Genomic DNA, 8959 nt, shown 5'->3' on the forward strand with positions numbered 1-8959 from the left:
GCGCATCGAGCACTGCCTCCTGCTCGCTCAGGAGGCGCAGGGTTTCCCGTGCCTCGGCGAACGAGCGGTAGAGGGTGATCACCGCTTCCGCGGCGGCCGGCGCCTGGGTGGCGAGATCGAGCAGGTCCTGGCGTGCGAGCGGGCCACCCGGCCGGCCGGACTGGCTGAACAAGGGGTCGCCGAACACTTCGGTCAGGCCGCTCACCAGCCGCTCGGCCTCGTCCTCGGCAAAGCTGGCGAGGTCGACGTCGAACACCGCACCCACCTTGAGCAGGATCTCGACAGTGACCGCGCGCTGGTTGCTCTCGATCAGGTTCAGATAGCTGGTGGAGATGGCGAGCTGCTGGGCTAGCTGCGCCTGGGTCAGGCCGCGCTCGCGCCGCAGCCGGCGGATCTTGTGACCGAGCATGCGCTTGCGGCTCATCGATCCTCGCTCTGTAAAAGAAGATACAAACTTACAAAAGTTGACAGATAAGATTTACAACTTCGCCTGATCACCTCGCCCCGGCCTGCCTCGATCCATTGTCAACGGCCGTTCCTTCAGGATGATGCTGGTCACCCATCGCTCAGCAGGCATCTAGTGTAAAGGATTTACAAACATGGGCAGGGATGCATTGCCGGTGCTCGAGCGTCGGCCGACCGTCGGCGGCAGGTTCGACGGCATCCGCCGCGACTATCGCGACGAGGACGTGGCGCGGCTGCGCGGCTCGCTGCACATCGAGCACACGCTGGCCCGGATCGGCGCCGAGCAACTCTGGCAGCTGCTGCACAGCCGCGACTTCGTGAACACGTTCGGCGCCACCAACGGCAACCAGGCCATGCAGATGGTCCGCGCCGGCCTGGAGGCGATCTATCTCTCGGGCTGGCAGGTCGCAGCCGATGCCAACACCGCCGGTGCGATGTATCCTGACCAGAGCCTGTACCCGGCCAACTCGGTGCCGGAAGTGGTGCGCCGGCTGAACCGCACCCTACAGCGCGCCGACCAGATCGAGCATGCCGAGGGCGGGGCGCAGCGCCACTGGTTCGTCCCGATCGTGGCCGATGCCGAGGCCGGCTTCGGCGGGCCGCTCAATGCCTTCGAGCTGATGAAGGCGATGATCGAGGCGGGTGCCGCCGGGGTGCATTTCGAGGACCAGCTCGCCTCGGAGAAGAAATGCGGCCATCTGGGCGGCAAGGTGCTGGTGCCGATGCGCAGCTTCGTGCGCACGCTGAATGCCGCGCGCCTCGCCGCCGACGTCATGGACGTACCGACCGTGCTGATCGCGCGCACCGATGCCGAGAGCGCCAAGCTGATCACCTCGGACATCGACGAGCGCGACCATCCCTTCATCGACCGGGCCAGCCGTACCGACGAGGGCTTCCACCCGATCCTGCCCGGCCAGCGCCTGGAATACTGCATCGCCCGCGGCTTGGCGTTCGCGCCCTATGCCGACCTGCTCTGGATGGAAACCTCGACGCCCGATCTCGGTCAGGCACGGCGCTTTGCCGAGGCCATCCACCGCGAGTTCCCGGGCAAGCTCCTGGCCTACAACTGCTCGCCCAGCTTCAACTGGAAGGCCAGGCTGGACGACGCCACCATCGCGAAGTTTCAGCGCGAGCTGGGGGCGATGGGCTACAAGTTCCAGTTCATCACGCTGGCCGGCTTCCACAGCCTGAACTACGCGACCTTCGAGCTGGCCCGCGGCTATGCCGAGCGGCAGATGGCCGCCTATGTCGAGCTGCAGCAGGCGGAGTTCGCCGCCGAGGCTCAGGGCTACACCGCCACCCGCCACCAGCGCGAGGTCGGCACCGGCTATTTCGACCTGGTGAGCCTGGCCATCTCGGGCGGGCGGGCCGCGACCACCGCATTGGGCGAATCCACCGAGACCAGCCAGTTCCACTGACTAGACGGGCAAGGAGAGCGTCATGACCCCGATCGCGAGCAAGTTCTGGATCATCGGTGCCGAGTACGACGATGTCAGCTTCGAGCGGCTGGTCGACGGCACCCAGAGCCTGACCGGCCCGTTCCCGACCTATGAGCGGGCGCTGGGCGAGTGGCGGCGGCTGGCGGAAGGAACTCGCTGCAATGCCCACCACCGCTATGTCATCGCCCACGAGCCGCCGCCGCGGCGCCACGGAGAGGCCGCAGCCGGCCTGAACGCCTGACGGCCGGGTAAGCACAGAAGTGGGTCAGTGCCAGGGCACGGCTGGAAGTTCGACACCACTGAGAATGGAGATCAGATCCTCGATCCCGATATTGCCATCGACATGTCGGTAGTGTTCTCTGAGATCAATGCTGCCGTCCTGCCAGCGGACCATGATCGCGAAACATGGTCGCCGCTGGACGGGCTTCGTCACTTTGGTCAAGGAACCGTCGATGGCGATCAACTTGGCCGTGAAGTTCGCGATCACGGCGGCGGCACTTGGCTGCGCCACGCGCAAGGACCTAGCCCGCGCCTTCGCCAGGGCCAACCCCGGCACCAGCTTCGATCTGGACCGGTCCTACAAATGGCTGCAGGGCCGGGCCCAGCCGCGCGATCCCAGGCTGTATACCGAATGGCTGGGCCTGCTGCGGCTGGGCCGGTCGCGCGACTGGATCCTGGAAAGCAGCTCGGACGAGTTCCTGGACGTGGTCGCCGAGGGTTTCGGACAGGCGAGGGCGGAACTCTGGCAGCAGGCCAGGGCTTTTCTGGGCGAGGAGGCTGCCGACGGCTCGCCGATGGCGTTCCGGCGGCAGATGGAAGGGGTGTTCGCCGCCTATTCCTGGGCCTGGTCGCCCTACCAGACCGGCCGGCTCATCCGCGGCACGCTGGCGATCCAGGGATCGCGGCGGCCGGGCCGGCTGGATGTGGTGTACAGCGAAATGCTGTCGGCGGGCCTGACCCGGATGCACGGCAGCAGCCTCGACAGTCCCAGCTCCCTGGTACTGAGCCTGACGCATGACCAGGGCGAGCAGCCGCTGTTCTTCTCGCTGCTGCGCCCGAATGCGCCCAGCAGCGTGCTGATTGGCCATCTGACCGGCGTCGCCCTGGTCGGCCCGCAGCCCCCCTTGTGTACCACCCGGATCGTGATGGTGCGGGTGCCGGCCGCCCAGGAGGAGGCCGAGGCTGGCAACCGCTATCTGCCGGCCGATCAGCCGATCACCGCCGACCTGGCGCAACTCGGCCTGCCGCTGGCGCCGGCGGAGCCGGTGGAGCAGGCGATCCGCCACTTCCTGTTCGGGGCGGTGGAGCAGGGGGTGGACCGGATCACCACCGACCCGCTGGCCATGATCGCCCGGCTCCTGGACCCGCTCTGGCTGAACGACGGCACGGCCTGAGCCGCCGCATCACAAGACAGCAAAGGGCCCCCGCAAGGGGGCCCTCCACCATTGCCAATCCGCCTTTGCAGGCTCGGTTACCGGATCTTCGCCAGCGCCCGCTTGGCGACCACCTTGATCAGATGAGCGCGATACTCGGCTGAGGCATGGATGTCCGCGTTCAGGCCACTCGCGTCGACGTTCAGGTGCTGGATGGCATCCGCGGCGAAATTCGTGGACAGCGCCTGCTCGAACTCGGGCAGTCGGAACACGCAGGGACCGGCCCCCGTCACCGCGACCCGCACGCCGCCCGCGGTCTTGGCGACGAACACGCCGACCATGGCATAGCGCGAGGCGGGGTTGCGGAACTTCTCATAGGCCGCGGCCACGGGCTTGGGGAAGCTCACCGCCGTGACGATCTCGCCTTCCTCCAGCGCGGTCTCGAACAAGCCGGTGAAGAAGTCCTCGCCGGCGATCTGGCGCCGGTCGGTGATCACCGTCGCACCCAGGCCGACCACGGCACCCGGATAGTCCGCAGCCGGGTCATTGTTGCTGATCGAGCCGCCGAGCGTGCCGCGGTTGCGCACCTGCGTGTCGCCGATCACGCCCGCCATGTCGGCGAGCGCCGGGATCATCGACTTCACCGTGGCATCGCGCATGACCTCGCCATGCTTCACCATGGCACCGATGACGAGGTTGTCGCCCTCGGCACGGATCCCGCGCAGCTCGGCGATACCACCAAGGTCGATCACGTCACTGGGCTGGGCCAGCCGCTGCTTGAGCGTCGGGATGAAGGTCTGGCCGCCGGCGAGCAGCTTGGCGTCCGGATGATCGGCCAGCAGCTTCACCGCATCCGCGACCGACCCGGGCCGATGATATCCGAATGCATACATCGCTTCAGCTCTCTCTCGTGTTCACTCGGCCGCCTGGGCCAGTTGGGTCTTCTGCAGGGCGCGCCACACCTTCTCAGGTGTGGCCGGCATGGAGATGCGGGTGCCGATCGCATCGGCGACAGCGTTCATCACCGCGGGCGGCGAACCGATCGCACCCGCCTCGCCGCAGCCCTTCACGCCCAGCGAGTTGTGGGTGCAGGCCGTGCCGGCGGTGGTGTGCACGACGAAGGAGGGCAGGTCGTCCGCACGCGGCATGGTGTAGTCCATGTAGGACGCGGAGATGAGCTGGCCGCTCTCGTCATAGACCGCGTTTTCCAGCAAGGCCTGGCCGATGCCCTGGGCGAGCCCGCCATGCACCTGTCCCTCGACGATCATCGGGTTGATGACGTTGCCGAAATCGTCGACCGCGGTGAACTTCTGGATTTCGACCACGCCGCTGTCCGGGTCGACCTCGAGCTCGCAGATATAGACGCCGGACGGGTAGGTGAAGTTCGCCGGGTCGTAGTAGGCGGTCTCCTCCATGCCGGGCTCGAGGCCGGGCGGATAGTTGTGCGGCACCAGGGCGGCGAACACGATCTCGCCGATCGACTTGGACCGATCGGTGCCCGCCACCGAGAAGTTGCCGTCCTGGAAGACGATGTCCTGCTCGGACGCTTCCAGCAGGTGCGCAGCGATCTTCTTGCCCTTGGCGATGACCTTGTCGCAGGCCTTGACCAGGGCCTCGCCGCCGACCGCCAGTGAGCGCGAGCCGTAGGTGCCCATGCCGACCGTGGTCTTGGACGTGTCGCCGTGGATTACGTCCACGTCCTCGTAGGCCACGCCGAGCTTGGAGGCGACCAGCTGGGCGAAGGTGGTCTCGTGGCCCTGGCCGTGGCTGTGGGTGCCGGTCAGTACCTGCACCTTGCCGGTATGGCTGAAGCGGACCTTGGCACTTTCCCACAGGCCGACGCCGGCACCGAGCGAGCCGATCACCGCCGAAGGGGCGATGCCGCAGGCCTCGATATAGGCGGAAAAGCCGATGCCGCGCAGCTTGCCCTTCGCCTCGGACTGCCGGCGCCGCTCCGGGAACCCGGCATAGTCGGCGAGCTCCAGCGCCTTGTCCAGGCAGGGCTCATAGTCGCCCGTGTCGTACTGCAGCGCCACCGGGGTCTGGTAGGGAAAGGCGTCCTTGGGGATGAAGTTGCGCCGGCGGATCTCCGCCGGGTCCAGCTGCATGTCCTTGGCGCACTCCTCGACCAGCGTCTCCAGGAGGTAGGTCGCCTCCGGCCGGCCGGCACCGCGATAGGCATCCACCGGAGCCGTATTGGTGTAGTAGGCCTGCACGTCGCAATAGATGGCCGGTGTCTTGTACTGGCCAGCCAGGAGCGTCGCGTAGAGATAGGTGGGGATGCAGGACGAGAAGGTGCTGAGATAGGCACCCATGTTCGCCTTGGTGTTCACCCGGAGTGCGAGGAACTGGCCGTTCTCATCCATCGCCATCTCGGCGACCGAGACATGGTCGCGGCCATGCGCGTCCGACAGGAACGCCTCGGTGCGATCGGCCGTCCACTTGACCGGCCGGCGCACCTTCTTCGACGCCCAGAGGCAGACGCATTCCTCGGCATAGATGAAGATCTTCGAGCCGAACCCGCCGCCCACGTCGGGTGCAATCACGGTGAGCTTGTGCTCAGGCGCGATGCCCACGAAGGCCGAGATCACCAGCCGCGCCACGTGCGGGTTCTGGCTGGTCGTATAGAGCGTGTAGGCGTCCATGCCCGCGTCATAGTGACCGAGCGCGGCCCTGGGCTCCATCGCGTTCGGCACCAGGCGGTTGTTGATCAGCTCGACGCGGGTGACGTGCTTGGCGTTGGCGAAGGCCGCGTCGGTGGCCGCCTTGTCGCCGATCTCCCAGTCATAGACCAGGTTGTTCGGGATGTCGGTGTGGATCTCGATGCCGCTGTCATGCGTCTTGGCGACGTCCACCGCGGCCGGCAGCACGCCGTAGTCGACAATCACCGCCTCGGCCGCATCGCGCGCCTGCTGCAGGGTCTCGGCCACCACCACGGCGACATGGTCGCCCACATAGCGCACCTTGCCGTGCGCCAGGATCGGGTGCGGCCCGGCCTTCATCGGCGAGCCGTCCTTGGACTTGACCATCCAGCCGCAGATCAGGCCGCCCAGCCCGTCGGCCGCCACATCCTCGCCGGTGAACACGCCGAGCACGCCCGGCATCGCTTCGGCGGCGGAGCGGTCGATCGAGCCGATCGTCGCGTGGGCATGCGGGCTGCGCACGAAGCAGGCATACGCCTGGTGCGGAAGCTGGATGTCGTCAGTGTAGCGTCCGCTCCCGGTGATGAAGCGCAGGTCTTCCTTGCGCTTCACCGAGCTACCGATGCCGTTGGTCGCCATGTGGTGGTCCGCCCCTGATCACGAGGTCAGCTGATCTTCGTTGTTCTTGTCGGATGCCGGCACGTCGCCGGCTTACATGGCCTGGGCGCCGGCGATGACCGCCTTGACGATGTTGTGGTAGCCGGTGCAGCGGCAGATGTTGCCCTCCAGGCCCTCACGCACATAGTGCTCGTCGATCGTGATGCCCTGCTCCTTGGCCTTCTTTACCAAGTCGACCGAGGACATGATCATGCCGGTCGTGCAGAAGCCGCACTGCAGGCCGTGGTTCTCGCGGAACGCCTCCTGCATCGGGTGCAGGGTGCCGTTCTGGCCCAGGCCCTCGATCGTGGTCACCGAGGCGCCGTCGAACTGCACCGCGAGCGCCGTGCACGACTTCACCGAATCGCCGTCCACATGCACCACGCAGCAGCCGCACTGGGACGTGTCGCAGCCGACATGGGTGCCGGTCAGGCCCAGCTCCTCGCGGAGGAAGGTGGAGAGCAGCATGCGCGGCTCGATATCCCTCGTAACCGCCTTGCCGTTGACGGTCATCGTGACGCTGGTCATCAACCTCTCCCCCACCCGCCTTCCGGCGCGGGCCTGCCTGCACCTGTCCTGCGCCGCCTGGTCCGGAACGGACGCGGCCCGCTGGAGGCGGGCCGCTGGAACCACGCGGTCTTTGCGCGGAAGCTATTGAAATGCCAACGCAGCGTCAACGCGGCGTTGGCGCTTTCTAAAGTCAGCCCAGAAGGAACAGGAGGATCAGCACGACCACGATCGCGACGATGATCCAGGTCCAGGGCAGGCCACCCTTGGCGGGTGTCGGCGGGGTGGCGGCGCTGGGCTCGGCCCTCGGCGGCATGGGCGGTGCCGCGGGTGCCACCGGCGGCGGCGGGGTCACCGCGGCAGGTTCAGCGGCGGCCTGGATGTGCGCGGAGGTACGAGCGGGATCGTCCACCGAGACCGGCTCCAGCGGCTCGGAGGACGGGGCGACCGGACCAGGCGGGGCGGTGGTCGGCTGCGTGGTCACCCGGCCGGGCTCGTAGCCGCCGGTATGCGGGTCGGCCTGGGCCACCGGCTGGGGCTCCGGCATCCCGCCGACATAGGGGCGCTCCACCGCACCCTCGCCGGTTCCCCCGCCCGCGGCGGCGATGGCATCCGGTGCGGGTGCCGGCGGCACACGTGGCGGGACCATACCGAGGTCCGGCGGCGTGGCGGGCTCGGGTGCTGCCGTCCCACCGAGCGGCTCGGCCGGCCGCGGTGCGGGCTCGATCGGGGTCTCCACGACCGGGGCGCCCACCGCGGCTGCGGCCGGCGGGGCGGTGGTCGACGCGATCGGGGCCGCCGGCGCCGGCGCGCCGCTGGCCGCCGCCCGCTGGCTCACGAGCTGGGAGAAGCGGCCGAAGAAGTCGTCGGCCATCTTCTTCGCCGTACCGGCCACCAGGCGCGAGCCGATCTGGGCGAGCTTGCCGCCGACATCCGCCTTGGCCTCGTAGCGCAGGATCGTCTCGGCACCCTCGTCGATCAGGTCTACCTTGGCACCGCCCTTGGCGAAGCCCGCGGCCCCGCCCGAGCCCTCGCCGACGATCCGGTAGCCGTTCGGCGGGTCCAGGTCCTCCAGGTTCACCTTGCCGCCGAACTTGGCCTTCACCGGCCCGACCTTGGCGGTGACCTTCGCCTCGAAGCTGTTCGGGCCGGTGCGGTTCAGCTCCTCGCAGCCGACGATCGCCGCTTTCAGCGTTTCAGGGTCGTTCAACGCGTCCCAGACGATCTGGCGCGGAGCCGGGATCCGGTACTCGCCGGTCATGTCCATATACAGCGTTCCTCTTGTCTAAATCTCGGCCCCGGGCAGCGGTGCCCCAGGACCCGAAAACACGCAAGCTTATCGAGCGGTTCCAGAATTCACGATAACGCTCCTGGACAACCTCGCCACCATGGCGCGTGCCGCCGCGTCCACGATCGCCAGCGGATCCAGCCCGTGCACGGCGTAGAGGTCGGGGATGTCCGCCGACTGGCCGAATCGGTCGACGCCCAGGCTCTCGACGAGCTGGCCGCGCACCGAGCCCAGCCAGGCGAGCGTGGCGGGATGGCCGTCCAGCACGGTCACCAGCGCCGCGTCCGGTGCCAGGGGGGCCAGCAGCCGAGCCACGTGCGAGCCCTTGCCGGCAGCGCGCCAGTCATGGATCAGCCGGTCGGCCGAGCTCACCACCAACAGGCCGATGCCCGGCACGTCCTCGGCCAGCTCGGCATGGGCCGCCATCGCCTCGGGCAGCACCGCCCCCTGGGCAACGATCGCCAGCTCCGCACCTTCGGCCGGCGGAACCAGCCAGTAGCCGCCGGCCAAGAGATCGGTCTCGTCCAGCTTGCGCTGCGGCTGGGCGATCTGCCGGGTGGACAGGCGCAGATAGACCGAGCCGCCGCC

Annotated in this window: 10 protein-coding genes; 3 read left to right on the top strand and 7 right to left on the bottom strand. The window is 68.0% G+C overall.

The window, feature by feature from the left end; genetic code table 11:
- The coding region (locus tag EQG76_RS18050) for a helix-turn-helix domain-containing protein (RefSeq protein ID WP_159715773.1) at positions 1-424 on the bottom strand (424 nt) is incomplete at its 3' end.
- A gap of 196 nt (positions 425-620) precedes the next feature.
- On the opposite strand from EQG76_RS18050, the gene aceA reads away from it, so the two are divergent.
- Together aceA and EQG76_RS18060 are read left to right on the top strand one after the other, a co-directional pair.
- Positions 621-1883 carry an isocitrate lyase gene (gene aceA / locus EQG76_RS18055; protein WP_235031432.1) on the top strand — a complete coding sequence of 421 codons (1263 nt, stop codon included), beginning with the start codon at positions 621-623 and terminating at the stop codon, positions 1881-1883.
- A gap of 22 nt (positions 1884-1905) precedes the next feature.
- Positions 1906-2145, top strand: coding sequence for a DUF4170 domain-containing protein (locus EQG76_RS18060; protein ID WP_159715775.1), 240 nt, complete (start codon positions 1906-1908; stop codon positions 2143-2145).
- A 24-nt stretch (positions 2146-2169) separates the two neighbouring features.
- On the opposite strand, the gene EQG76_RS18065 is transcribed toward EQG76_RS18060, so the two are convergent.
- Positions 2170-2367, bottom strand: a complete 198-nt coding sequence (locus EQG76_RS18065) for a hypothetical protein (RefSeq protein ID WP_159715776.1) — start codon at positions 2365-2367, stop codon at positions 2170-2172.
- On the opposite strand from EQG76_RS18065, the gene EQG76_RS18070 reads away from it, so the two are divergent.
- Positions 2357-3298, top strand: coding sequence for a hypothetical protein (locus EQG76_RS18070; protein ID WP_159715777.1), 942 nt, complete (start codon positions 2357-2359; stop codon positions 3296-3298). The genes EQG76_RS18065 and EQG76_RS18070 overlap by 11 nt on opposite strands.
- Positions 3299-3375: 77 nt before the next feature.
- Here the strand turns inward: EQG76_RS18070 and EQG76_RS18075 are convergent, their stop codons facing one another.
- The 5 genes from EQG76_RS18075 to EQG76_RS18095 all read right to left on the bottom strand — a co-directional run.
- Entirely contained in the window at positions 3376-4170 is a 795-nt protein-coding gene (locus EQG76_RS18075; protein WP_159715778.1) for an FAD binding domain-containing protein, read from the bottom strand.
- A 21-nt stretch (positions 4171-4191) separates the two neighbouring features.
- Complete coding sequence (locus EQG76_RS18080) at positions 4192-6558, bottom strand: xanthine dehydrogenase family protein molybdopterin-binding subunit (RefSeq protein ID WP_159715779.1); 2367 nt, start codon at positions 6556-6558, stop codon at positions 4192-4194.
- A 72-nt stretch (positions 6559-6630) separates the two neighbouring features.
- Positions 6631-7104 (bottom strand): (2Fe-2S)-binding protein, encoded by a 474-nt coding sequence (locus EQG76_RS18085; protein WP_159715780.1) that lies wholly within the window; start codon positions 7102-7104, stop codon positions 6631-6633.
- 172 nt (positions 7105-7276) lie between these two features.
- On the bottom strand, positions 7277-8350 hold the full coding sequence (locus EQG76_RS33060; RefSeq protein WP_159715781.1) for an SRPBCC family protein: 1074 nt from the start codon (positions 8348-8350) through the stop codon (positions 7277-7279).
- A 69-nt stretch (positions 8351-8419) separates the two neighbouring features.
- A partial coding sequence (locus EQG76_RS18095) for a transketolase-like TK C-terminal-containing protein (protein ID WP_407925551.1) occupies positions 8420-8959 on the bottom strand: 540 nt, incomplete at its 5' end.

Origin of the sequence: Geminicoccus flavidas (assembly GCF_009806515.1) — a bacterium.
Classification (GTDB): Bacteria; Pseudomonadota; Alphaproteobacteria; order Geminicoccales; family Geminicoccaceae; genus Geminicoccus; species Geminicoccus flavidus.

Coding starts and splice junctions, on each gene's coding strand:
- EQG76_RS18075 (WP_159715778.1), bottom strand. CDS start 4,170: ATGTATGCATTCGGATATCATCGGCCCGGGTCGGTCGCGGATGCGGTG.
- EQG76_RS18070 (WP_159715777.1), top strand. CDS start 2,357: ATGGCGATCAACTTGGCCGTGAAGTTCGCGATCACGGCGGCGGCACTT.
- EQG76_RS18080 (WP_159715779.1), bottom strand. CDS start 6,558: ATGGCGACCAACGGCATCGGTAGCTCGGTGAAGCGCAAGGAAGACCTG.
- EQG76_RS18060 (WP_159715775.1), top strand. CDS start 1,906: ATGACCCCGATCGCGAGCAAGTTCTGGATCATCGGTGCCGAGTACGAC.
- EQG76_RS33060 (WP_159715781.1), bottom strand. CDS start 8,350: ATGGACATGACCGGCGAGTACCGGATCCCGGCTCCGCGCCAGATCGTC.
- EQG76_RS18085 (WP_159715780.1), bottom strand. CDS start 7,104: ATGACCAGCGTCACGATGACCGTCAACGGCAAGGCGGTTACGAGGGAT.